Origin of the sequence: Micromonospora sp. TSRI0369, from assembly GCF_001905625.1 — a bacterium.
GTDB classification, from domain to species: domain Bacteria; phylum Actinomycetota; class Actinomycetes; order Mycobacteriales; family Micromonosporaceae; genus Micromonospora; species Micromonospora echinospora_A.
This window is the reverse complement of sequence record NZ_LIVU01000002.1, coordinates 345,239-368,507: the sequence shown is the minus strand read 5'-3', so window position 1 is coordinate 368,507 and position 23,269 is coordinate 345,239. Positions and strand designations below refer to the sequence as shown.

Annotated in this window: 18 protein-coding genes; 11 read left to right on the top strand and 7 right to left on the bottom strand. The window is 74.6% G+C overall.

Features of this window, described 5'->3' with window-relative positions:
- Window positions 1-103 precede the first annotated feature (103 nt).
- The 10 genes from AMK25_RS06970 to AMK25_RS06925 are packed head-to-tail and all read left to right on the top strand — an operon-like array spanning window position 104 to window position 13,531.
- Window positions 104-1,075, top strand: coding sequence for a DUF1702 family protein (locus AMK25_RS06970; RefSeq protein WP_073827304.1), 972 nt, complete (start codon window positions 104-106; stop codon window positions 1,073-1,075).
- Window positions 1,076-1,079: 4 nt separating this feature from the next.
- Window positions 1,080-3,032: a CRTAC1 family protein gene (locus AMK25_RS06965; RefSeq protein ID WP_073827303.1), complete on the top strand. Its 1,953-nt coding sequence runs from the start codon at window positions 1,080-1,082 to the stop codon at window positions 3,030-3,032.
- A complete protein-coding gene (locus AMK25_RS06960) occupies window positions 3,029-4,000 on the top strand; it encodes an enediyne biosynthesis protein (RefSeq protein WP_073827302.1) in 972 nt (323 codons plus the stop codon). Before AMK25_RS06965 ends, AMK25_RS06960 begins: the two co-directional genes overlap by 4 nt.
- A 32-nt stretch (window positions 4,001-4,032) precedes the next feature.
- Complete coding sequence (locus AMK25_RS06955; RefSeq protein WP_073827301.1) at window positions 4,033-9,810, top strand: type I polyketide synthase; 5,778 nt, start codon at window positions 4,033-4,035, stop codon at window positions 9,808-9,810.
- A 1-nt stretch (window position 9,811) separates the two neighbouring features.
- Complete coding sequence (locus tag AMK25_RS06950) at window positions 9,812-10,261, top strand: acyl-CoA thioesterase (protein WP_073827300.1); 450 nt, start codon at window positions 9,812-9,814, stop codon at window positions 10,259-10,261.
- A complete protein-coding gene (locus AMK25_RS06945) occupies window positions 10,254-10,817 on the top strand; it encodes a flavin reductase family protein (RefSeq protein ID WP_073827299.1) in 564 nt (187 codons plus the stop codon). The genes AMK25_RS06950 and AMK25_RS06945 overlap by 8 nt, the downstream gene beginning before the upstream one ends.
- Window positions 10,814-11,377 (top strand): hypothetical protein, encoded by a 564-nt coding sequence (locus tag AMK25_RS06940; RefSeq protein ID WP_073827298.1) that lies wholly within the window; start codon window positions 10,814-10,816, stop codon window positions 11,375-11,377. The genes AMK25_RS06945 and AMK25_RS06940 overlap by 4 nt, the downstream gene beginning before the upstream one ends.
- Window positions 11,374-12,072, top strand: a complete 699-nt coding sequence (locus AMK25_RS06935) for a copper resistance CopC family protein (protein WP_073827297.1) — start codon at window positions 11,374-11,376, stop codon at window positions 12,070-12,072. The genes AMK25_RS06940 and AMK25_RS06935 overlap by 4 nt, the downstream gene beginning before the upstream one ends.
- A 26-nt stretch (window positions 12,073-12,098) precedes the next feature.
- On the top strand, window positions 12,099-12,992 hold the full coding sequence (locus AMK25_RS06930) for a class I SAM-dependent methyltransferase (protein ID WP_073827296.1): 894 nt from the start codon (window positions 12,099-12,101) through the stop codon (window positions 12,990-12,992).
- Entirely contained in the window at window positions 12,989-13,531 is a 543-nt protein-coding gene (locus AMK25_RS06925; protein WP_030503321.1) for an EF-hand domain-containing protein, read from the top strand. Before AMK25_RS06930 ends, AMK25_RS06925 begins: the two co-directional genes overlap by 4 nt.
- A gap of 55 nt (window positions 13,532-13,586) precedes the next feature.
- Here AMK25_RS06925 and AMK25_RS06920 read toward each other — a convergent pair whose 3' ends face one another.
- The 3 genes from AMK25_RS06920 to AMK25_RS06910 form a co-directional block, all read right to left on the bottom strand.
- Complete coding sequence (locus AMK25_RS06920) at window positions 13,587-14,930, bottom strand: cytochrome P450 (RefSeq protein WP_073827295.1); 1,344 nt, start codon at window positions 14,928-14,930, stop codon at window positions 13,587-13,589.
- A gap of 85 nt (window positions 14,931-15,015) precedes the next feature.
- Complete coding sequence (locus tag AMK25_RS06915; protein WP_073827294.1) at window positions 15,016-15,561, bottom strand: pyridoxamine 5'-phosphate oxidase family protein; 546 nt, start codon at window positions 15,559-15,561, stop codon at window positions 15,016-15,018.
- Window positions 15,562-15,634: 73 nt separating this feature from the next.
- Complete coding sequence (locus AMK25_RS06910) at window positions 15,635-16,744, bottom strand: DegT/DnrJ/EryC1/StrS family aminotransferase (RefSeq protein WP_073827293.1); 1,110 nt, start codon at window positions 16,742-16,744, stop codon at window positions 15,635-15,637.
- A 474-nt stretch (window positions 16,745-17,218) separates the two neighbouring features.
- Between AMK25_RS06910 and AMK25_RS06905 the strand changes: the two genes are divergently transcribed.
- Window positions 17,219-18,973: a hypothetical protein gene (locus tag AMK25_RS06905; RefSeq protein WP_083664659.1), complete on the top strand. Its 1,755-nt coding sequence runs from the start codon at window positions 17,219-17,221 to the stop codon at window positions 18,971-18,973.
- A 110-nt stretch (window positions 18,974-19,083) separates the two neighbouring features.
- On the opposite strand, the gene AMK25_RS06900 is transcribed toward AMK25_RS06905, so the two are convergent.
- The 4 genes from AMK25_RS06900 to AMK25_RS06885 form a co-directional block, all read right to left on the bottom strand.
- Window positions 19,084-20,199, bottom strand: a complete 1,116-nt coding sequence (locus tag AMK25_RS06900; protein WP_073827292.1) for a nucleotide disphospho-sugar-binding domain-containing protein — start codon at window positions 20,197-20,199, stop codon at window positions 19,084-19,086.
- A gap of 101 nt (window positions 20,200-20,300) precedes the next feature.
- Window positions 20,301-21,287 (bottom strand): NAD-dependent epimerase/dehydratase family protein, encoded by a 987-nt coding sequence (locus tag AMK25_RS06895; protein ID WP_073827770.1) that lies wholly within the window; start codon window positions 21,285-21,287, stop codon window positions 20,301-20,303.
- Window positions 21,284-22,036, bottom strand: a complete 753-nt coding sequence (locus AMK25_RS06890) for a class I SAM-dependent methyltransferase (protein WP_241826271.1) — start codon at window positions 22,034-22,036, stop codon at window positions 21,284-21,286. Before AMK25_RS06890 ends, AMK25_RS06895 begins: the two co-directional genes overlap by 4 nt.
- Window positions 22,033-23,265, bottom strand: a complete 1,233-nt coding sequence (locus tag AMK25_RS06885) for a class I SAM-dependent methyltransferase (RefSeq protein WP_073827291.1) — start codon at window positions 23,263-23,265, stop codon at window positions 22,033-22,035. The genes AMK25_RS06890 and AMK25_RS06885 overlap by 4 nt, the downstream gene beginning before the upstream one ends.
- Window positions 23,266-23,269 lie beyond the last annotated feature (4 nt).

The window sequence follows — 23,269 nt, the reverse complement described above, 5'->3', positions numbered from 1 at the left end:
AGGCGTTCCGCAAGTATTGGCCAGAGCGGGCACGCCAATCGAAGAACTTCTCCGCAGGCGGGCAGGATCCGCATGCGTACACCCACGGCGAATTGGACTTGCCATGGCCCGAATATTGTTGGCACTGCGACAACGAATCCTGACTCCGGATAAGCGCGAGGCGTTGTTTGACGTACGCGGCTTCCATGTCAAGAACGACGCCGCGCGGCAGGCCCTGGAAAGTGCCGGGCTGAGTTTCATAGGCGGTTTCGGTGACGCCGCCGGGGCGCCGGAGCCCCGGGCCGCCGAGGAGCTGCTGGAACGCCGGCCGGCGCCGCTGCGCGGCTTCGCCTACGAGGGCGCCGCGATGGCGTACGCCCTGATGGACGGCCTTCGCCCCGGCGGCGGCCGGGGCATGGCCCGGTTCCTGGCCGGGCGCGGCGCCGCGCACGTCTACATGGCGCACGTGGGCGCCGGCTGGGCCATGGCCCGCCTGCCCCGCTGGCGCTGGCCGGCGATCCTTCCGCCCGACCCGCTGCTGCGCTGGCTCGCCCTCGACGGCTACGGGTTCCACCAGGCCTACTTCCACACCGGCCGGTACGTCCACGAGCGGCACCGCGACCCGGCGCACATCTGGCCGGCGGAGCTGCGGCACTACGCGCCGCACGCGGTGGACCAGGGCATCGGCCGGGCGCTGTGGTTCGTCGCCGGCGCCGACCCGGCCGAACTGGTCCGGCTGCTCCACAGGTTCCCCGCCGACCGGCACTCCGACCTGTGGAGCGGGGTCGGCCTGGCCGCCAGCTACGCCGGTGGCGCCGATCTGACGGAACTGCGAACGCTCCGCGAGGCGGCCGGCGAGCACCGGGCGGCGCTCGGCCAGGGCGCCGCGTTCGCGGCCAAGGCCCGGATGCGGGCCGGGCACGTGCCGACGCACACCGCTGTCGCGGTCGGCGCGTTCTGCGTCACCAGCATCGAGCAGGCCGCCGCGATCACCGATGCCGCCCTGACCGATCTGACCGACTCGGCGTCGCTGCCCGCCTTCGCGGTGTGGCGTCAGCGGATCGCCGACCATCTCGTTCTGCTGGGGAGGTGCTGACCGGGTGTCCATGATCCTGGGTTGGGGCCGACGTCATCTCGCCGGGCTGACCGCCCTGCTGCTGATCGTCGGCCTGTTCCTGATCGCCAAGCCGGCCACTGCTACCGACGAGGAACGGCGACGGGTGGCCGCGGGCTACCGGTTCACGCCGCTGTCCATCGCGATCCCGGGTGGCCTGCCGCAGCAGAGCATCCGCCGGGTCAACAAGGAGTACACGCACATCGACGCGTGGATCTCCTCGGTCGGCGCCGGGGTCGCCATGAACGACATCGACGGCGACGGCCTGGCAAACGACCTCTGCGTCACCGACCCGCGGATCGACCGGGTGGTGGTCACCCCGACGCCCGGCGCGCGCCAGGAGCGGTACCAGCCGTTCGTGCTCGACCCGGCGCCGCTGCCGATGGGGCCGCACATGGCACCGATGGGGTGCGCGCCCGGCGACTTCAACGAGGACGGCCGTACCGACCTTCTGGTCTACTGGTGGGGCCGGACGCCGGTGATCTTCCTGGCCCGACCGGACGCCACCGGCCTGTCCGCGGCGGCGTTCCAGCCGGTCGAGCTGGTCCCCCGGCCCGCCGCCGCCGACGGCGGATACACCGGGCCGCGATGGAACACCAACACGGTGAGCGTGGCGGACTTCGACGGCGACGGTCACGAGGACGTGTTCGTCGGCAACTACTTCCCCGACGGCCCGGTGCTCGACCACACGGTCAGCGGCGGCGTGGCGATGAACCGGTCCATGTCGGCCGCGTACAACGGCGGGCGCGACCACATCCTGCGCTGGACCGGCGCGACCGCCGGCACCGTCACCTTCGCCGACGTGCCGGACCTCTTCGACGACGACGTCTCCCGGGGCTGGGCACTCGCGTCGACCGCCACCGACCTCGACGGCGACCTGCTGCCCGAGCTGTACGTGGCGAACGACTTCGGCCCCGACCGGCTGTTGCACAACCGCTCCACGCCGGGCCGGGTGCGGCTGGCCCTCGTCGAGGGCGAGGGCAGCCGGCTCACCGTGCCCAAGTCGAAGATCCTCGGGCACGACTCCTTCAAGGGCATGGGCGTGGACGTCGGCGACCTGGACGGCGACGGCCTCTACGACATGTACGTCGGCAACATCACCACCTCGTTCGGCATCCAGGAGAGCAACTTCGCCTTCGTCAACCAGGCCCGGGACACCGACGACCTGCGGCAGCGGCTCGCCGACGGCCGGGCGCCGTTCGTCGACCGCAGCGCCCCGCTCAACCTGGCCTGGAGCGGCTGGAGCTGGGACGTCAAGATCGCCGACCTGACCAACAGCGGCCGGCCCGACATCGTGCAGACCAGCGGTTTCGTCAAGGGTGAGGTGAACCGGTGGGCGCAGCTGCAGGAGCTGGCCACCGCCAACGACACGCTGCTGGAGCACACCTCGTCGTGGCCACGGGTCCGGGAGGGCGACGACATCGCCGGCGGCCAGCCACTGCGTCTGCACGCCCAGATGCCCGGCGGCGCCTACGCCGACATCGCCGGCCACCTCGGCCTGGCCGTGCCGATCCCGACCCGGGGCATCGCGCTCGGCGACGCCGACGGCGACGGCCGGCTGGACATGGCGGTGGCCCGGCAGTGGGACGCGCCCGTGTTCTACCGCAACGACAGCCCCGGCACCGGGTCGCAGCTGTCCCTGAAGCTGAACCGGCCGCCGACCGGCGACGCCGGCACCGGCTCCCCGGTGATCGGCGCGGACGTCACCGTCCGCACCCCCGACGGCCGTGTGCTGCGCGGCCGGGTCGACGGCGGCAGCGGCCACTCCGGCCGGCGCAGCTTCGAGGTGCACATCGGCCTCGGCGACGTCACCGGGCCGGTCCAGGTCGACCTGGCCTGGCGGGACCGCACCGGCGCGCCCCGCACGCAGACGGTGACGCTCACCCCCGGCCGGCACGCGCTCACCCTCGGCACCCAGGCACAGGAGGCGAGTTCATGACGAAGCCACGCGACCCGCGAGTGACAGCGCTGCGCCGCTTCGCGATCTCGATCAGCGTCCTCAACATCCTCGGCTACACGGTCCTCGGCTTCGAGCAGCCCGCGCTCTGGCCGGTGTACGCCGTGCTCACCGCGTACGCCGCCGAACTGCTGCTGGAGGCGGTGGGCGCCCGGGGTGAGGGCCGCGCCCCCCGGTACGCCGGCGGCGTGCGCAACCTGGTCGAGTTCCTCTTCCCCGCGCACATCACCGCGCTGGCGGTGAACATGCTGCTCTACACCAACGACCGGCTGCTGGTGATGCTCTTCGGCGTGCTGGTGGCGATCAGCGGCAAGTGGCTGCTGCGGGCGCCGGTCAACGGGCGGCTGCGGCACTTCATGAACCCGTCGAACTTCGGCATCGCGATCGTGCTGCTGCTGTTCCCGTGGGTCTCCATCGCGCCGCCGTACCACTTCACCGAGAACCTCTCCGGTCCCGCCGACTGGGCCATCGTGGCGGTGATCCTCGTCCTGGGCACGATGCTCAACGCCAAGCTCACCCGCCGGATGTGGCTGATCGCCGGCTGGCTGTCGATCTTCGTGGTGCAGTCCGTGGTCCGGGGCCTGGTGCTGGACACGTCGATCGCGGCCGCGCTGGCCACCATGACCGGCACCGCGTTCGTCCTGTTCACCAACTACATGATCACCGACCCGGGCACCACACCGAGCCGGCCCGCCGCCCAGTTCGCGTTCGGCGGTGGCGTGGCGCTGGTGTACGGCGTGCTGACCGGCGCCTCGGTGACGTACGGGCTCTTCTTCGCCACCGCGATCGTCTGCCTGGTCCGCGGCACCTTCCTCTGGTCGCTGCACGCCTCGCGCCGCGAGCAGCGGCGCCGCGAACAGGACCACCCCGTCTCGCCCGCAACGCCCGGGACACCGGCCACCGCCGGTCCCGTCTCCGCGGACAACGGCAAGCGGCCCGTGCCCGCCTGATCCGCGAATCGCACAACCCCAGGAGTGACGACATGAGCAGAATCGCGGTCGTCGGCATGAGCTGCCGCTACCCGGAAGCCGATTCGGTGGCCGACCTGTGGCGCAACGCCCTCAGCGGACGCCGCGCGTTCCGCCGGCTGCCGCCGGAGCGGATGAGCCTTGAGGACTACTGGGACGCCGACCCGGCCACCCCGGACCGGTTCTACAACCGGCACGCGGCCGTCATCGAGGGGTACACGTTCGACCGGATCCGCCACCGGATCGCCGGCAGCACCTACCGCTCCACCGACCTCACCCACTGGCTGGCGCTGGACGTGGCCGGCGAGGCGCTCGCCGACGCCGGCTGGCCGGACGGCGCCGGACTGCCCCGGGAACGTACCGCCGTGGTGGTCGGCAACACCCTCACCGGCGAGTTCTCCCGCGCCAACGTGTTGCGGCTGCGCTGGCCGTACGTGCGCCGGGTGCTGGCCGCCGGGCTGCAGGAGCAGGGGTGGCCCGACCGGCGCATCGCGGAGTTCCTGGCGGTGACCGAGGAACGGTACAAGAGCCCGTTCCCGCCGATCGACGAGGACACGCTCGCCGGTGGCCTCTCCAACACCATCGCCGGGCGGATCTGCAACCACTTCGACCTCGGCGGCGGCGGGTGGACAGTGGACGCCGCCTGCGCCTCCAGCCTGCTGTCGGTGGTCACCGCCGCGCGCGCCCTGGCCGACGGGGAGGTCGACGTCGCCGTGGCGGGCGGGGTGGACCTGTCCATCGACCCGTTCGAGATGGTCGGCTTCGCCAAGGCCGGCGCGCTGGCCCGCGACGAGATGCGGGTGTACGACGAGCGGTCGCAGGGCTTCTGGCCGGGCGAGGGCTGCGGCATGGTCGTGCTGATGCGCCACGACGACGCGGTGGCGCAGGGGCGCGCCGTGTACGCGACGATCGCCGGCTGGGGTGTCTCCTCCGACGGGCGCGGCGGGATGACCCGGCCCGAGGCGCAGGGCTACCGGCTGGCGCTGGACCGGGCGTACCAGCGGGCCGGCTTCGGCATCGGCACGGTCCCGCTCTTCGAGGGACACGGCACCGGCACGGCGGTCGGCGACGCCACCGAGTTGCGCGCCCTCTCCGCCGCCCGGCGCGACGCCGGGGCCACCGACCCGGCCGCCATCGGCTCGATCAAGGCGCTCATCGGGCACACCAAGGCCGCCGCCGGCGTGGCCGGGCTGATCAAGGCGACCATGGCGCTGCGGCACGCGATCGTCCCGCCCACCGCCGGTTGCGCCCGTCCCCGCGCGGAGCTGACCGCCGCGGACCGTACGCTGCGCGCCGCGCCGGTGGCCGAGCCCTGGCCGGACGGTGCGCCGCTGCGCGCCGGGGTCACCGCGATGGGCTTCGGCGGGATCAACACCCACCTGGTGCTGGAGGCCGGCCCGTCCGCAGTGCCGGAGCGGATCCGGCGGCAGCAGCTGCGGCTGGCCCGGCACACCCAGGACGCCGAGCTGCTGCTGCTCGACGCGGCCGACCCGGCGGCGCTGCGGGAACGGGTGGCCGCGCTGCTGCCCCCGCTGGCCCGGCTGTCGTACGGCGAGCTGACCGACCTGGCCGGCGCGCTGGCCGGTGAGGTACGCGGCCGACCGACGCGGCTGGCGGTGGTCGCCGCCTCCCCCGCGGAGGCGGTGGACCGGTTCGAGCGTGTCCTGGCGGCGCTCGACCGGGGCGAGGAGGAACTGTTCGCCGACGGGCTGGCGTTGCGGCGCACGCTGCGGCCGGCCCGGCTCGGGTTCCTCTTCCCCGGCCAGGGCTCCGGCCGCAGTGTCGACGGCGGCGCGCTGGCCCGGCGCTTCCCGGCCGCCGCCGAGGTGCACCGCCTCGCGGCGCTGCCGGCCGACGCGGACCCGGTGGCCACCGAGGTGGCCCAGCCGCGCATCGCCGCGGGTTCCCTCGCCGGCCTGCGGGTGCTCACCGAACTGGGCGTCGAGGCACGGGTGGCCGTCGGGCACAGCCTCGGCGAGATCACCGCGCTGCACTGGGCCGGCACCGTCGACGCGGAGGCGCTGCTGCGGATCGCCGCGGCCCGCGGCGCGGTCATGGCCGGCTGCCGGGAACCGGGCACGATGGCCGGCATCGCCGCCGACGACATCGCCGCCGCCCGGCTGATCGGCACGGAACCGGTGGTGGTGGCCGGTTACAACGGGCCGCGGCAGACGGTGGTCGCCGGCCCGTCCGACGCGGTCCGGCGGGTGTGCGAGCGGGCCACCGAGGCCGGTGTGCACTGGGCGGACCTGGCCGTCTCGCACGCGTTCCACTCCCCCCTGATGGCGTCGGCCGCCCGCGAGTTCGGCGACTGGCTGGAAGGGGTCCGGCTCGCCCCGCCGCACCGGCCGGTGGTCTCCACGGTCACCGGCGCGGAACTGCCCTCCGGCACGGACCTGGCGGCGTTGCTGCGCCGGCAGATCACCGAGCCGGTGCGCTTCGCCGCCGCGGTCACCGAGGCCGGCAAGCGGGTGGACGCGCTGGTCGAGGTCGGTCCCGGCCAGGTGCTCGCCCGGATGGCCCGGGAACTGGTCGACGTGCCGGTGTTCGCCACCGGCACCGACGCGCCCACGCTCGCCGGCTTCCTCGGCACTGTCGGCGCGCTCTGGACGCTGGGCGTGCCCGTCGACCACGCCGCGCTGGTCAGTGACCGTCCGATCCGTCCGCTCGACCTGGCCGCACGGCGGCGCTTCTTCGCCAACCCGTGCGAAGCCGCGCCGGCGGTGGTCGTGGCGGCGGCGTCCCCGGCCGGGGACGAGACGACCCCGGCGGCCGGCGACGCCGAGCGACCCGTGACCGGCGACGCGACGGCGCCGGCCGGGCCGGCCGCCGATCCGCTGGCCGTGCTGCGCCGGCTCGCCGCGTCCCGCGCGGAGCTGCCGGCCGAGAGCGTCGGCGCGGACACCCGGCTCCTCGACGGCCTGCACCTCAGCTCGATCGCGGTGGGACAGCTGGTCAACGAGGCCGCCCGGGAACTCGGCCTGCCGGCGGTGCAGGCCCCGACGAACTTCGCCACCGCCACGCTGCGGGAGATCGCCGACGCGCTGCGGGAGCTGGACCCGGCCGCCGCGCCCGCCGACCGGCGGGTGGACGGGGTCGCCCCGTGGGTGCGCGGCTTCACCGTCGAGCTGGCCGAGGAACCGGTGGAGCGGATCACCGCCGGTCCCACCGGACCGGGCGGCTGGCAGCTGTACGCCCCGGCCGGCCACCGGTACGCGGGGGCGCTGCGCGACGCGCTCACCGGTGCGGGCGTCGGCGGCGGCGTGCTGCTCTGCCCGGACGACGAGGTGGACCTGGACCTCGCGCTGCGCGCCGTCCAGGCCGCGGTGGCCCAGCCGCCGGGCAGCCGCCTGGTGGTCGTGCAGCACGGCCGGGGCGTCGCCGGGCTGGCCCGTACCGCCCGGCTGGAGGGCACGGGCCTGCACGTGACGCTCGTCGAGGCGGCCCCCGCCGACGACCTGGTGGACCGGGTGGTACGCGAGGTGGCCGCCACCGACGGGTACGCCGAGTGCCACCTCGGCGCGGACGGCACGCGGCGCGTCCCCCTGCTCCGGCCGCTGCCGCCACCCGGCCCGGTACGCGAGGGGCCGGCCGGTCCGCCGCTGCGCCCGGACGACGTCCTGCTGGTGACCGGCGGCGGGAAGGGCATCACCGCCGAGTGCGCGCTCGCGCTGGCCCGGGACACCGGCGCGCGGCTGGCGCTGCTGGGCCGGGCGGACCCGGCCGCGGACCCGGAGCTGGCCGCGAACCTGACCCGGATGCGGGAGGCGGGGGTGCGCCTGCGGTACGTGCGCGCCGACGTCACCGACCCGCAGGCGGTACGCGCCGCCGTGGCGCAGGTGCGCGAGAACCTGGGTCCGGTCACCGGGATCCTGCACGGCGCCGGGGTCAACCGGCCGGCCGCCCTCGGCGCGCTGGACCAGGACACCCTGCGCGCCACGCTCGCGCCGAAGGTGGACGGCCTGGCGAACGTCCTCGCCGCGGTCGAGCCGGACGAACTGCGGCTGCTGGTGACGTTCGGCAGCGTGATCGGGCGCGGTGGCCTGCCCGGGGAGGCGCACTACGCGCTGGCGAACGACTGGCTGGCCCGGCTCACAGCCAAGACCGGCCGACGCTTCCCCGGATGCCGCGCGGTCTGTCTGGAGTGGTCGGTCTGGTCCGGCGTCGGCATGGGCGAGCGGCTCTCGGCTGTCGAGTCGCTGCTGCGCGCCGGGATCACCCCGATCCCGCCGGACGAGGGCATCCGCCTGCTGCGCCAGGTGCTGACGCTGCCCCGGCTGCCCGCCTCGGTGGTGGTCACCGGCCGTACCGACGGGCTGGACACGCTGCGCCACGAGCGGCGCGAGCTGCCGCTGCTGCGTTTCCTGGAACGCCCGCTGGTGCAGTACGACGGCGTGGAGCTGGTGGTCGAGGCGGACCTGTCGGCCGAGAGCGACCCGTACCTCGCCGAGCACGACCTCGACGGCAACCTCCTGCTGCCCGCCGTGCTCGGCATGGAGGCGATGGCGCAGGTGGCCTCCGCGCTCAGCGGCGCCACCGGTGTGCCGGTGCTGACCGGCGTCAGCTTCTCCCGGCCCGTGGTGGTGGCCCGCGGCGGGCGCACCACCGTCCGGATCGCTGCGGTGCAGACCGAGGCGGGCGTGGTGGAGGTGGCGATCCGCAGCGACGAGACGGGCTTCGCGGTCGACCACTTCCGGGGCACCGTCCGCTTCGAGCCGGACGAGGGCGACCGGGAGGCGCCGGGCGTGACCGGCGGGCTGCCGCCGGTGCCGCTGGAGCCGGGCCGGGACCTCTACAGCGACCTGCTCTTCCAGGGCGACCGGTTCCGCCGGCTGGTGCGCTACCACCGGGTCGCGTCCCGGCGGGCCGAGGCGGACGTCGCCACCACCGAGGATCTGCGCTGGTTCCACGCGTTCCTGCCGCAGCGGCTGCTGCTCGGCGACGCGGGCGCGCGGGACGCCTTCCTGCACGGCATCCAGGTCTGCGTGCCGGACGCGACGCTGCTGCCGGTCGCGGTGGACCGGGTGGAGCCGGCGGGACCGAAGCTCGCCGCCACCGAGCAGGTCCGCTTCGTGGCGGTGGAGCGGGAGCACCGCGACGACACTTACCGGTACGACGTGACGGTCCTCGGCGCGGCCGGGGTGGTGGTGGAACGCTGGCTCGGTCTGCGCCTGCGCGCGGTGCGTCACCGCCCGGCCGCCCTGCCGTGGCCGCCGGCGCTGCTCGGACCGGCGCTGGAGCGGCGGCTCGGCCGGCTTCTCGACGCCGATCTGGCGGTGGTGGTGGAGCCGCGTCCGGACGGGACCGGCGGGGCACGCCGGGAGGTCACCGCCACCGCCGTCGGGCGGGCCGTGGGACGGCCGGTGCGGCTGCGGTACCGGCCGGACGGGCGGCCCGAGGAGGTCAACGGCCGGCACGTCTCCGCCGCCCACAGCGACGTCGCCAGCCTGCTGGTGGCCGGCGCCGGGCCGCTCGCCTGCGACCTGGAGGTGGTCCGGCCCCGGCCCGCCGAGGTCTGGGCCGACCTGCTCGGCCGGCACGCCGGGCTGGCCGGGCAGGTCGCCGCCGACCTCGGCGAGGACCCCGACGTCGCCGCCACCCGGGTCTGGTGCGCCAAGGAGTGCCTGGTCAAGGCGGGGCTGCCGGTGGACGCCCCGCTGACAGTGGCCGGCACCGACGGCGAGTGGGTGCTGGTGCGCAGCGGCCGGGTCACGGTGGCCACCGGCCCGGTCCGACTCACCGGCGAGCCACAGCCGGTGGTCGTCGCCGTCCTCACCGCGACGGGGGTGTGACATGTCCGCCTGGTACGAGTACCGCCACGTGGTCGGGTTCGAGGAGACGAACCTCGTCGGCAACGTCTACTACGTCAACTACCTGCGCTGGCAGGGCCGCTGCCGGGAGATGTTCCTGCGCGAGCACGCCCCGGCGGTGGTCGACGACCTGCGCGCCGGGTTGAAGCTGTTCACGCTGCGGGTGGACTGCGAGTACCTCGCCGAGCTCGACGCGTTCGACGAGCTGCGCATCCGGATGAGCCTGACCGAGCTGACCCAGACGCAGCTCGGCCTGGCCTTCGACTACCTGCGCGACGGCCCGGGCGGGCTGGTCCCGGTGGCCCGGGGTCACCAGCGGATCGCCTGCATGCGGGAGGTCGCCGGGCAGGTGGTGCCGACCCGCGTGCCGCCGCCGCTGGTGCGGGCGCTGGCGCCGTACCGGGCGGCCGAGGGGGTGTCCGGCCGTGCCTGAGCGGGCCGTGGGCGCGCCGCCGGCCGCCGCGGCGCTGCGTGCGGTGCTCGGCGAGTTCGTCACCGGCGTGACGGTGCTGACGGTGGGTGGTCCGCTGCCGCACGGGATGACCGCGAACTCGTTCACCTCGGTCTCGCTGGACCCGCCGCTGGTGCTGCTCTGCGTGAGCCGCGACAGCCTGATGTCCGCCTGCCTGGCCGACGCGGACGGGTTCGGCATCTCCGTCCTGGCGGCCGGTCAGGAACACCTGGCCCGGCACTTCGCCGACCGGCGCCGGCGGCCCGGGCGCGCGCAGTTCACCACTGTCGGCTGGTCGCCGGGCGAGCAGACCGGCGCGCCGCTGCTGCACGGGGCACTGGCCTGGCTGGAGTGCCGGCCGTGGCGCTGCCACAACGGCGGCGACCACGTGATCGTGGTGGGCCGGCTGGTCGCCGCGCGCACGGCCGCCGACAGCGACGCCCTGATCTTCCGGCGGGGCCGGTTCGACAGGTACGGGAAACCCCACCCGGCCGCCGGCCGCCGGCACATCCAACCGCTCCTGAAGGAGGCGCAGTGACCCTGTCGGAGAAGCGCGACGCCGGCGCTCCGGGGCTCGATCTGAACGGCAGCCGGCACCGGGCGGCCCTGCAGATCTTCCTCGTCGTCGTCATCGCACACTGGGCCGAGCACCTGGTGCAGGCCGCCCAGATCTGGGTGTTCGGCTGGTCCCGGCCGGAGGCCCGGGGCGTGCTCGGCATGCCGTTCCCGTGGCTCGTGGAGAGCGAGTGGCTGCACTACGGGTACGCGCTCGTCATGCTCGCCGGTTTCTGGATGCTGCGCGGCGGCTTCGTCGGCCGCGCCCGGACCTGGTGGACGGCGGCGCTGCTGATCCAGGTGTGGCACCACCTTGAGCACCTGCTGCTGCTGGTGCAGTCGCTGACCGGCAGCAACCTGGCCGGGCAGCCGGTGCCGACGAGCCTGCTGCAACTGGTGGCGCCCCGGGTGGAGCTGCACCTGTTCTACAACGCGGTGGTGTTCCTGCCGATGGTGGTGGCGATGTACCTGCACCGCACGCCGCTCGCCGACGAGCTGGCCCGGATGCGGTGCAGTTGCCGCCGGGTGGCCGAAGTCCGGTGAGGCGCGGGCCGGGGCTGCGGTGGCTGGCGGCGGGACTGCTCACGCTGCTCGCGCTCGGCCTGGCCGGGCTGACCCTGGCGGCGCAGCTGCGGCCGGCGCGGTTGGTGAGCGCCGACCCGCCGGCCGGCACCCGGCTGACCACGGCGCCGGCGGCGGTGACGCTCACCTTCAACGGTCCGCTCGACGGCGAGCGGACCCATGTGTGGCTGGTCGGCCCGGGCGGGGCGTTCGCCGCGACGGGCGCGCCCCGGTATCGCGGCAACGGCGTCGAGCTGCCGGTCACTGTCGCGGGTGACGGGCGCTACCGGGTCGGCTACCACGCCCAGCTCGCCACCGGGCAGACCGCCACCGGCGTGGTCCCCTTCACCGTCGCCGCCGGGCTCGTCGCGCCGCCGCGGGCGGCCCCGGCCGTGTCCCCGCCGGTCACCGCGCCGCCGGACGGCTCCGCCGGGGGCGGCCACCACGGGGGTACGGGCGGAGCGGCCGGACTGGCCCTGTTGCTGGCGCCGGTGGTGACCGGAGCGGTCCTGCTCGTGCTGATGGCGCGTGGACGGCGTGACCGGCCCGCCGGTGGCCCGCCCGGCTCGTCGGCCGGTCCCGGGCCGGGCGGGCGACGGCGGGCCTGGGTGCTGCGGGAACCGGAGGACGCCGACGACCGGCCGGCCGACCGCGAACCGGCCCGGCCGGGCGGGTGACCTGACGGACCACAGGAGGAGGAGCGATGTCCGTATCGACAGATGCCGCCGCCGTGAAGGCCGAACAGCGACGGACCTGGGACGCCGTCAGCGACGGCTGGACCCGCGAGTGGGAGACCTTCGAGCGGGGCGGCGCGGCGCTCACCGCGCGGCTGCTGGCCCTGGGTGGCGTACGGCCGGGGCATCGCGTCCTGGACGTCGCGACCGGCCCGGGGGAGCCGGCGCTCAGCGCCGCCGACGTGGTCGGCCCGGCCGGCACGGTCACCGGTGTCGACCTCTCCCCCGCCATGCTCGCCGTGGCCCGCCGCCGCGCCGAGGGCCGCCGCAACGTCAACTTCCTCGTCGCCGACCTGGAGACGGTGGAGCTGCCGCCGCACGCCTTCGACGTGGTGCTCAGCCGGCTCGGCCTGATGTTCGCCGTCGACCCCGGCGCCGCGTTCGGCCGGATCGCCCGGCTGCTCGTCCCGGGCGGCGTGCTCGCCGCGGCGGTGTGGGCGCCACCACCGCGGGTGCCGCTGATGTCGCTCGGGTACGGCGTGCTCGCGCGACGGCTGGACCTGCCGTCCGGGCCACCGGACGCCCCCGGCCCGTACCGCCTCTGCGATCCGGCGGCGCTGGCGGCCGGGCTGACCGACGCCGGCCTGCGTGACGTGACGGTCGAGGAGTACCCGGTCCCGTTCCGGTTCCACGATCCGGCCGAGTACGCGCGGTTCACCCGGGCGGTGGCCCCGCCACCGGTACGCCGCCGGGTCGACGCGCTCGACCCGGCCGGGCGGGACGCGCTCTGGGCGGAGGTGGCCGCCGCCGCCGAGGGACGCGCCGGCCCGGACGGCGGGGTCGACCTGACCTCGACCGCGCTCACCGTCCGCGCGGTCGCCCCGCACCGACCCTCATCCATCACGACGGAAGGAACGAGATGACCACCGAACTGCAACGCCGGAAGCTGGAGAAGGTCTTCGCCTCGTACGACGCCGACGGTGACGGCGTCATCGACGGGCTGGACATCACCGCGATGGCCCAGATCTGGTGCGACACGTACGGCGTCGCCCCGTACTCGCCGGGCTGGCGGCGTATCCACGGCGCGGCGGCCCGGATGTGGCGCGGGATGCGCGGCAGCGACGGGCCGGACGGCGAGAAGCGGGTGACGGTCGCCGAGTGGGTGGCCTGGGCCGACAAGCCGGAGTTCCCGGAGTTCGTGACGAACGCGGCGGTGCCGTTCAGCCTGGCCGTCTTCGACGTGGCCGACGCGGACCGGGACGGGCGCATCAACCACGCGGAGATGTTCGCGGCGCAGAGCAAGAGCGGCATGCGGTCGGAGGACACGCAGCGGATCTTCGACCGGCTCGACACCGACCGGGACGGCTATCTCACCAGCGAGGAGTACGGCCGGGCGGCGCACGAGTTCTACCTCAGCGCCGACCCGGACGCGCCGGGCAACGTGATCGCCGGGGAGCTCTGAGCGACCGGACGCCCGGCCGCCGGTCCGTGTGGGCCGGTGGCCGGGCGTCCGCCGGTCAGCGGGTACGCAGACGCGCGGTCATCGGCAGCGCGTCGACGGGCATGGTCATGGCCGGCACGGGCTTCGGCTCGTGGCCGGGCACCGGCTCCAGCCGCCAGCGGGCGGCGATGCTGGCCAGCGAGACGATCATCTCGGTCCAGGCGAACTGGTCGCCGATGCAGCCGTGCACGCCGGTGGCGAACGGCATGAACGCGCCGCGCGGCAGCTCCCGGGCCCGCTCCGGCAGCCACCGGTCCGGGTCGAAGCGCTCGGGCTCCGGATAGATCAGCGGGTTGTGGTGTACGGCGTGGAAGCTGTAGAGCACGTCCGAGCCGGCCGGGATCAGGTAGCCGCCCAGTTCGGCGTCGCGGGCGGTGACCCGGTTGTTGAACAGGCCCTGGGTGCGCAGCCGCAACGTCTCGGAGAGCACCTGGCGGGTGTACTCCAGCGCCGCCACGTCGGCGTAGCCGGCGGCCCGTCCGTCGAGCACCCGGTCGACCTCGGCGTGCAGCCGCCGCTGCACCTCGGGGTCCGCGCCGACGTGGTGCAGCGCCCAGCAGAGCGTGTTGGCGATGGTGTTGCTCCCGGCGATGAAGAACGTCATCACCTCGTCGTGGACCTGCTCGTCGCTCATCGCGGGCCGGCCGTCCTCGTCGCGGGCGAAGAGCATCATCGACAGCAGGTCGCCGTGGTCGGTGCCGGCCGCGCGGTACTCGGCGATGACCCGGCGGATGGTGGCCCGCAGGTACTCGGCCGCGGCGTCGTAGTCGCGGTTGGCCTGGGTGGGCAGCCGGGTCAGCACGCCCGTCACGTCGGTGATCCGGCGGAACAGTCCGCCCAGGACGGTGGTGGTCGCGGCCATGAACCGGGCGCGGTCGAGGCGCCGGTCACCGGCGAAGACGACCTCGACGACGTTGGTGAGGGCCAGCTCGTCCATCTCCTTCTCGACCGCGAGGCGCTGGCCGTCGCGCCAGGAGTCGAGCTTGCCGGCGACCGTCCGGCTCATCAGCTCCGTGTAGTGGATGACCTTGTTGCGGTGGAAGGCGGGCTGGATCAGCGCCCGCTGCCGGCGGTGGAACTCGCCCTCGGAGATGCCCAGGCCGTTGCCGAACATGGACCGGAAGCGGTCGGTCATGGGCCCGCCCCGGACGAAGGTGTCGCCGTCGCGGAGCAGCTCGCGCATCAGGGTCGGGTCGTTCACCACGTACGCCGGGCGCTTGCCGAGCGCGATGGTGACGACCGGCTCGCCGGACTGGAGTTCGAGCAGGAACTCGGCGGGTCGTCGTTTCATCTGCAGGCCGTGCCCGAGCACGGGCAGGCGGCCGGGCGCCGACGCGGGTGTGCGCAGGGTGCTGGTCATGGTGCGTTCCCTCGGTGTCGGGCCGCGCGGCTCGCCGCGTCGGCGGTGACGGGCCGGCCCGGGTGCGACGGCGGCCCGGTCGGGATCAGCGGGAGAGCAGCGCGCCGGTGGACGCGGGCCGTCCGGCGGCGTGCCAGACCCGCGACGAACCGATGGTCTGGCCGTTGGCCAGGTCCTGAAGGGTGATCTGGACCCGCCAGGGGTCGAACTGGAGCACCTCGAAGCCGGCGTCGGTGGGGCCGTCGGGCCAGACCGCGTACGGGTCGAAGCCGCGCTGGGTCGCCTCGGCGGCGACCAGGTCCCAGACGTGGCGCTTGGTGTCGCCCGGCTCCAGCCAGGTGGCGCGGCAGTCGACGAAGACGGCGTCGTGCGCGGGTGTCCAGTAGCTGCACGAGACGTACGGGTTGCGAGCGAGGTGGGCGGTCTTGACCGGGGTGCGGGAGGTGCTGACCCATCCGGTCGGGCCGGCGTCGCCGACGTCCCAGGAGACGTGCATGATCCGGCTGCGCGGCCGGTCGCGTCCGTCCACAGTGGCGACCGTGCACCAGCCGATCTCGGTGGTGAGCCGCAGGAAGTCGTCACGGAGGTCGGCGAAGTCGCCGACCGGGGTGCTGAAAGTGGAAGGCTCCATGTCGAGATGGTAGATCCGCGCGAGCGCAGTTTGCTATATGATTCTCAATTCTTGCGGTGCCCGCTTCGGAGCGTCACCAGGCCCGCAGAATCGTGCGCAGCGCGTCGATCACCCGGGCCTGGACGGCCTCGTCGAGCGACGGGTACATCGGCAGCGAGAAGATCTCCCCCGCCAGCCGCTCGGTGACCGGCAGTGACCCCTCGGAGTAGCCGAGGTGGGCGAAGCCGCGCATGGTGTGCACCGGCCAGCGGTAGCTGACGTTCAGCTCGATGCCGTGCGGGCGCAGCTCCGCCAGGATCTCGTCGCGCCGCGGGTGCCGCACCACGTAGAGGTAGTAGACGTGCTCGTTGCCGGGCGCGGTGACCGGCAGGACCAGGCCGGTGCCGGCCAGCCCCTCGTCGTAGCGGCGGGCGATCGCGCGCCGGGCGGCGACGTAGCGGTCCAGCCGCCGCAGCTTGCGGCGCAGGATCTCCGCCTGCACCTCGTCCAGGCGGCTGTTGCGGCCGGGCGTCTCCTCGACGTAGTAGCGGTCCTCCATCCCGTAGTACCGCAGCCGGCGCAGGCGCCGCTCCACGTCCGGGTCGGCGGTGATCGTCGCGCCGCCGTCGCCGTACGCGCCGAGCACCTTGGTGGGGTAGAACGAGAAGGCGGCGGCGTCACCGAGCGACCCGGCCACGAGGCCGTGGTGGCGCGCGCCGTGCGCCTGCGCGCAGTCCTCCAGCACGGCGAGGCCGTGCGCGGCGGCGAGCGCCCGCAGCGGCGCCATCTCGACGCACTGCCCGTAGAGGTGCACCGGGAGCAGCACCCGGGTACGCGGCGTGATCACGTCGGCGACCTGGTCGACGCGCATCAGGCAGGTCGCCTCGTCCACGTCGACGAAGACCGGCACCGCGCCCACCGCGTCGATGGCGAGCACTGTCGGGGCGGCCGTGTTGGCGACGGTGACCACCTCGTCGCCGGGGCGTACGCCCAGCGCCCACAGGGCCAGCGAGATGGCGTCGGTGCCGTTGGCCACCCCGACGCAGTGCGGTACGCCGTGGTAGGCGGCGAACTCCCGCTCGAAGCCGCGCACGCTCTCGCCGAGCACCAGCCGGCCGGAGGAGAAGACCTGTTCCACGGCGCCGAGGACGTCCTCGCGCTCGCTGGCGTACTCGGCCAGGTAGTTCCAGACTCCGACGGTCATGGCGGCGGACCTCCCCGGGGGCGCGTCGTCGCCGCGGTGCCTCACCCCGGCATCACCACCTCGCATCCTAGTCGCCGACGGCACCGGCCAGCTACACGTTCGTCAACCGGTGTCGGTACCCCCGGCTCCCGCCCACTGGCCCGAACGGACGGAATCGCGCTCTCGACGACGCCACCGCTCCGGGCTTGACACCAGCCCGGCGAGGCGCGCGAAAACCCTTGCCCGGCAAGCCTTGACCTCCGCCGTGACCTGCCACGACATCGGCTGCCGTCGACCGCTGCGACCCCTCCCTCGACCGGTGGGAATTGCGCGGAGTGGATCTCCCCGCAGTCGACTTCCCGTCAATTGACAGTTGCAATTCGCATAGTAGGCTCGCTGCCGCGGGCGCCGCTCTCCGGCCCTTCTCCGTCTCCCTCCGACCGCGACGCCTGGCATGTTCCGGCCTCAATCCCGCACGTGACCAGGAGGACGTCCATGCCCCGTGGACAACTGCGCGGCCCGCTCCGGCGTGCCGCCCACATCGGAGTGATCGCGCTCGTCGCAGTCAGCAGCGGCCTGGTGCCGCCCCCGGCCGCGGCCGGGGCGTCCGTGCGACGGATCACCTCGACAGTGACCGGCAGCGACGGCCAGCCGTACCGGATCACCAATCACCTCACCCGCACGGCTCAGGCCGCCGAGCGGGCGGGCGCGTCCGCCCGCCAGTGGCTGCTGGTGTGGACCGGCGACGCCGCCCCCGGCCCCGACGGCAAACCCGACCCCGACTTCCTCGCCGTCGTGGACGCCACCCCCGGCTCACCCGACTACGGCCGGGTGGCGAACACCGTCACCGTCGACTCGGTCTTCGGCAACGAGCCGCACCACATGCAGTACACCTGGCGCAAGGGCGACAAGGTGTACGCGGGCGGCCTGCTCAGCGACACCGTCTTCGTCTTCGACGTCAGCCGGCTGCCCCGGGTCTCGCTCAGCGGCGTGACGCTGCCGCACGACACCCCGTGCGGCTCGGTGCCGGACGCGTTCACCGTCCTGCGCGACGGCACGGCGTACGGGTCGTACATGGGCGGACCCGACGTCGCCGGCCCCTGCACCTACTCCGACGGGCAGACCCGCGTGGGCAACGGCTTCGCCGGCTCCCCGGGCGAGGTGGTCCGGCTCGGCGCCGACGGCCGGGTGCTGGCCGAGATGCCGGCGGCGAAGAAGGAGGCCGAGGACCCGGTCTCCTGCCCCAACCAGCCGGCGCTGCCGGTGCCGACCTGCGCCAACCCGCACGGCATCGCGCTGCGCGAGGACCTGAACCGGCTGGTCACCAGCGACTTCGTCGAGGTGCGGCACGTCGTCGCCGGCCTGGTGACCGACCCGAACCTGCAGCGCCGCACGGTCCGCACGTACGACATCAGCAACCGCAACCGGCCCCGCCTGCTGTCGCTGTCGTACCTGCCCGACGGGCCCCGGGTCGACGACGAGTTCAGCCGGGAGGGCCTGCTGGCCATGGAGCCCGCGGTGACGAACAAGCCCCGCAACAAGGGCGCGTTCGTGGCCACCGGGATGGGCGCGGTCTACTACACGCCGGACATCACCAAGCGGGAGCTGACCTGGCGGCAGGTGTTCGACGACGCGACCGCCTTCCGCCGGATCTACCCGCGCGACACCCCGACCAGCGCGGCCGACGGCGGCAGCTGGCTCATGGTGAGCCCGGACGACCGCTTCCTGTTCCACACGGTGATGTTCGGCGGCAACAACTCACCGGCCGTCAACGCCGAGTCCGGCATGGTGTACGTGCTGGACATCCGCCGGCTCCTGGCCGCCGGAAGCCGGACCTCGTGCCAGATCGACACGATCGCGGAGACCGTACGCGGCGGCGCCGAGCCGGACTGTCCCGCGCTGGTCAGCGCGCTGCCGATCGTGGACAACACGCTCGGCGGCCCGCACTGGGGGGCGCTGGACACGTTCCGGCCGGTGGCGGGCGGGAAGCACGTCCGCCAGACCGACCAGGTCTCCCGGGTGGTCACCTCGAACTACTTCGTGGCCCCCACCGGGCTCGACGGTGACGCCCGGATCTGCATGGCCCTGGTCGACCCGGCGGGCCGGCTCACCGAGGACCGCACGTTCCGCGACGAGCACACCGGCCGGCGCTGCGTGAGCTTCGACCGGACGAGCTGGCCGCACGGCGACACCGGCAAGGCGAACCCGCACGGGCTGCTCTTCGCGGTGGCCGACGCGCAACTGCGCTGAGCACGACGGACCGGCGGCGGGCGGCGACGAGCCGCCCGCCTGCCGGGGCCTGCCCGGGTCGCCTTCGTCACGCCGGGACCAGGGCCGTGCCGCACCGAAGCTCGGCGGGCTCACGCCGGCGCGGCCAGCCGGGGCACCACCTCGGCCGGGGACGGCAGCGCCGCGATCTCGGCCCGCACCTCACCTGTCACCCGACCCAGCTCCGTGTCGGTGAGCAGCCTGTCGATCACGGCGGCGCCCAGCTCGTCCACCGAGTCCAGCACGTGCGCCAGCCCTCGGGCGCGCAGCAGCTCGCCGGTGACCAGCTCGTCCGGCGAGCCGGGCAGCACCAGTTGGCGGACGCCGAGCGCGGCGCAGGTGAGCGTCGTGCCGTCCCCGCCGTGGTGGATCGCGGCGGCGCAGCCGCGCAGCAACTGGTTCAGCGGCACCCAGCCGGTGGTACGCACGTTGGCCGGCAGGTCGGCCGGGACTGCCGACTCCCCGATCGCCAGCACGAACTCGGCGTCCAGCCCGGAGGCGGCGGCGAGCACCCGCTCGATGCCGGCGGCGAACCGGTCCGGCCCGCCGAGGGTGCCGAAGGTGACAGCGATCCGGGGCCGGTCGACCGGCTCCCGGAGCCAGTCCGGCAGGATCCCGCCGCCGTTGTACGGCACGTAGCGCATGGAAATCTCGGCCGGTCCGCCCTCGACCAGGCTGGGCGGGGCGATGTCGACGGTCCGGATGCCCTCGGGCAGCGTCACCCCGTGCCGGCGCATCGCCACCGCACCGGGCAGCTCGCGCAGCAGGTCGGGGGTGAACCGGGCCAGCCCGAGGCTGTGCGCCACCGCCGGCACCTTCAGCCGGGCGGCGACGACCGGGCCGACCGCGAAGATCGGGTCGTACACGACCAGGTCCGGCTGCACCCATTCGCCGAGCGCGACGTGGGCGTCCACGAACGGGTCCCAGGCCGCGACGATGTACGGCTTTCGCTCCTCCATCTCCCCGATCGGGTCGGCGCCGATCGGCTCGAAGAGGCGCGGCACGTCCCTGATGAACTGGGCCTGCATGTCCGAGGTGGTCCGTCCGGGCACGGCGTCCAGGACCGGCAGCCCGGCCCGGGCCACCGCCAGCGCGTCACCGGCGGTGACGAAGACGACCTCGTGCCCGGCGGCGCGGAACGCCCACCCGAGCGGCACCAGCGGGAACGCGTGGCCGATGGCCGGACCCGGCATGAACAGTACGCGCATGACTCCTGCCCTCCCTGTCGCCGAGGCGGCACGGCCGACGCCGTACCGCCGAGCCGGTGACGCCGGTCGCGCCACCTGTCGATTCGCCGCCCGCACCGGCGCTACGGCGCCCGCTGTCGCGGCTTCCCCGCGGTCGCCGGTTCCCCGGTGCCGGAGTGCCGGCGCAGCTCGTCGTGCCAGAAGTCGGTGACCGCCTTTCGCAGGTCGCGGCGGGGCCGCCAGCCGAGCGCGGCAGCGGCCGGCGCGGGGTCGACGCACGACCACCGGGTGGCGGCCCGCCACCCGGCCGGCCCGGGGCGTTCCACCACCGTCGTGGGCACCCCGCTGACCTCCACCAGGAGCCGTACCAGCGACCGCACCGGCACCGCCTCACCCCGGCCGATGTCGAGGACGCGGCCGGTCACCGGGCGTCCCGCGGCGGCCAGCACGGCGTCGGCGGCGTCCCGGACGTCGACGAAGTCGCGCCGGGCCTCCAGCGGGGCGAGCGTCACCCGCACGGGGACGCCGGACCGCGCGGCCGGCGCCAGCGCGACGGCGACCCGGCCCAGCAGGCTGGTCACGGGCAGCCCCGGGCCGAGCGCGTTCACCAGTCGCAGCACCACCGCGTCGACGTCACCGGCGTCGGTGGCCGCCAGCACGGCACGTGTCGCGGCGAGCTTCGCCCGGCCGTAGGCGGTTTCCGGTGCGGGCGTACGGCGCGGCTCGGCCGGCTCGGCCGGCTGCGGGCCGTACTCCAGCACCGAGCCGAGGTGGACCAGCCGCGGCCGGCAGGCGGCGCGGCGCAGCGCGTCGAGCAGCAGCCCGCTGAGCCGGGTGCAGCGCTCCGCCATCCGGCCCGGGTCCAGTCCCCAGCTGCTGCCGGTGGCGTCGACCACGGCGACCGGGCCCTCGGCGTCCAGGAGCCGCGCCAGCGTCTCCGGGTCGGTGCTGCCGAGGTCGAGCGCGGTGAACCGGTGCCGGCGGCCGGCCGGGGCGCGGCGGGCCACCGTGAGCACGTCGTAACCGGCGTCGGCGAAGGCGTCCGCGACGTGACCGCCGACGAACCCGGTGCCGCCCAGCACGACCGCCCGGGGCCGGTCGCCGGTCACCGGGCACCCGCGGGCCGGGCGATCCACAGGCCCCAGCGGAACGGCGGCGCGGTGACGTGCGCGGCGGCGAGCCCGGCGCGGGCGAACGCGGCGGCGAAGTGCTCCGGCCGGAACAGCGTCAGTTCGGTCGTCGCGGTGTCGTGCCGGATGCCCGTGTCCGGGTCGGCGTACGCCTGGTGCACTGTCATCCGGATCCGGTCGCGCGCGCCGTCGAGCCACGTCGAGTGGGAGAGCCGGACCACCACCCGGTCCTGCTCCTGCACCATGTCGCGGGCCACGTAGCCGGGGACGAACGTCTCCGGCGTGTACCAGGGCTCGACCGCCAGCACGCCGCCCGGCGTCAGGTGGGCGGCCAGCCGCGCGACGGTCCGGTCCAGCTCGGCGACGCCGCGCAGGTGCGGCACCGCGAAGAGACAGACCACCACGTCGAAGGCGGCGGCCAGGTCCAGCTCGCGCATGTCGCCCTCGTGCAGGGCCACGTCCGGAACCCGGGCGCCGGCGCGGGCGAGCATCTCCGCGGACAGGTCCACCCCGGTCACCGGGGCGAAGTGGGTCCGCAGGTGTTCCAGGTGCAGCCCGGTGCCGCAGGCCACGTCGAGCAGCGAAGCGGCGGCCGGGTTCCGGCGCCGGACCATCCGGGCGAGCGTGGCGGCCTCGGCCGTGTGGTCGCGGCCCCGGTGCCGCATCACCAGGTCGTAGATCTCCGGGTATCCGGCGCGGTAGAAGCCGCGCGCCACCGATGCCGTCACCGTACGCGCACGGTGGGCACGTAGTGGATCCACCGGCCTCCGGCGGCCCGGAAGCCGGTCTCCTTCGCCATGATCTCCTCGGCGTGGTTCCAGGCGAAGAGCACCGCGTAGTCCGGGTACGGGTCGGCGAAGGCGGCCGGCGGGCGGACCGGGATGTGCGCGCCCGGGGTCAGCCGGCCCTGCTTGGCCGGGGTGGTGTCGCAGACGTACGAGATCAGCTCCGGCCCGAGCCCGCAGTAGTTGGTGACGGTGGCGCTCTTCGCGGTGGCCCCGTAGGCGGCGACGGTGCGGCCCTCCTCCTTCAGCGAGCGCAGCAGCGCGACCAGGTCGGTCCGGGTACGCGCGACGTCGGCGGCGAACCGGCGCAGCGCCGCCGCCCCGGTCACCCCGCGCTCCCGTTCCTGACGCAGCAGGTCGGCGACGGCCGGGGACGGGGTACGCGCCCCGGCGTGGGCGAGCGTGTAGCGCACCTCGCCCCCGTGCACTGGTAGCCGGCGTACGTCCACGAGTTCCAGCCCGAAGCGGGCCGCGGCGGCGCGTACCGAGTGGGCGGTGAAGTAGTAGAAGTGCTCGTCGTAGATCTGGTCGAAGGCGGTCCGGGCGAGGATGTCGTCGAGGTACGGGTCCTCGAAGACGAGGACGCCGCCGGGGGCGAGCAGCAGCCGCGCCCCGCGCAGCACCGAGTCCAGGTAGGGCAGGTGGCAGATCGTGTTGGCGGCGTAGATGACGTCCGCCGGCCCGTCGGTGGCGAGCACGTCGGCGGCGGTCTTCTCCTCGAAGAAGTCGGTGCGTACCCGTACGCCCTGCCGGCGGGCCAGCTCGGCCACCCCGGCGGACGGTTCGAAGCCGAGGTGGCGTACGCCGGCCTGCGCCACGGTCCGCAGCATCACCCCGTCGTTGCAGCCCAGCTCGACGCAGAACGCGCCGGGCCGGGTCAGTTCGGTGGCGAGCAGCTCCCGGCCGGTGCCGGTGAAGTGCGCGCGCATCACCGACGACAGCGACGAGCGGTACGGGTAGTCGTGGTGGAACATCCGCTCGCGGGGCACCTCCTCGACGAGCTGGACCATCGTGCAGTCGGCGCACCGGCCCAGCGCGAGGCGGTAGAAGAACTCGCCGGCGAGGTCGGCCGGGCGGGGGAACGCGTCGGAGAGGGGCTGCCGGCCGAGGTCGAGCATCTCGGTCACCGGGCCGCCGCAGATCCGGCAGCCGCTGACGGCGGGGGCGGTCATGTGC